Consider the following 554-nt stretch of genomic DNA (forward strand, 5'->3'; position numbering starts at 1 on the left):
TAAATATCAACTACTACAACCCAATCTTAGTTACCATTGTATCAAACAAAAGGTCAAACTTGTCGGTATCATTTTTACGAGCAGCCCTATCTATTGGCCTCCTTCCCTTTTTATCCTTTTTTAGCAAATCTCCAGGAGAAGGTATACCGTTACCCGGTTTTTTATCTTTACCAGTTATCCATTTCTTGCAAGAAGTCAAAGATTCCCAAGAAGACTTAAGTTTACTTTTTTCAAGGAATCCTTCACGTCTATGAATTGTACAAGAAGAGAATTGTAAAGCAGCTAAAAATGATAAAGTTGCAACTTGTTTGGCACAGGAGCTGTAAGGCTTGGCATCCTTAATTTTTTGTAATTGTTTATCCATTGTTTAGTTTAGTTTATTGTTTAAGTAAATAATATAACGAACGACATAATGCTATGGCGTTTTTATTCCGTGGCTATATTAAAATCTAGATAAAGGAAAACGCAACATAGAGAAAAGTATCAAGTAATCAAAATTTTCAAGGTATGTCTTCAAAGATATGGCCATTCTAGAAAAAACCCCTTGTAAAATA

At 33.0% G+C, this 554-nt stretch carries 1 protein-coding gene; it reads right to left on the minus strand.

Annotated features, from left to right (window positions below; genetic code table 11):
- Positions 1 to 13 precede the first annotated feature (13 nt).
- On the minus strand, positions 14 to 364 hold the full coding sequence (locus tag MUW74_RS02985) for a hypothetical protein (RefSeq protein ID WP_243518656.1): 351 nt from the start codon (positions 362 to 364) through the stop codon (positions 14 to 16).
- Positions 365 to 554: the final 190 nt, after the last annotated feature.

The organism is Candidatus Cardinium sp. cBcalN2 (assembly GCF_022810445.1).
Taxonomy (GTDB): Bacteria; Bacteroidota; Bacteroidia; order Cytophagales; family Amoebophilaceae; genus Cardinium.

What these genes read in the sequence shown, in the direction of transcription:
- MUW74_RS02985 (WP_243518656.1), bottom strand. Translation starts at nt 364, where the DNA reads ATGGATAAACAATTACAAAAAATTAAGGATGCCAAGCCTTACAGCTCC.